The following is a 253-nucleotide window of genomic DNA, read 5'->3' as shown; positions in this document are numbered from 1 at the left end:
AACGCCCTCCGAACGCAACAGCGCCAGCATCTCGTTGCCTTCCTTCTGGCTGATCCCGGTATAGAGTTCGACCTTGCACCCGCCCAACGCCAGGACCAGCGCCAGGAGCGCCATGCGCGACAGACCTTTCACCGTTCGCCTCATTGGGTCTTCATCAGGGTTTCGACGTTCTGGCTCATGCGCCCGACGGTCTTGGCGATCAGCTCTTCCTGCATGGTGATGCGCATCAGCGACCACTGCATCTGCATCAGGC

Annotated in this window: 2 pseudogenes; both read right to left on the bottom strand. The window is 60.9% G+C overall.

From position 1 onward, the window contains the following. A pseudogene (locus ACLJNW_RS26845) lies at positions 1-144 on the bottom strand (EscJ/YscJ/HrcJ family type III secretion inner membrane ring protein); the annotation flags it as partial. Beyond that, positions 141-253, bottom strand: a pseudogene (pscI, locus tag ACLJNW_RS26840) (SctI family type III secretion system inner rod subunit PscI); the annotation flags it as partial. The pseudogenes pscI and ACLJNW_RS26845, both read right to left, overlap by 4 nt.

Source organism: Salmonella sp. SAL4457, from assembly GCF_046548235.1.
GTDB lineage: Bacteria > Pseudomonadota > Gammaproteobacteria > Enterobacterales > Enterobacteriaceae > Salmonella > Salmonella enterica.
This window is presented reverse-complemented; position numbering and strand designations above follow the sequence as displayed.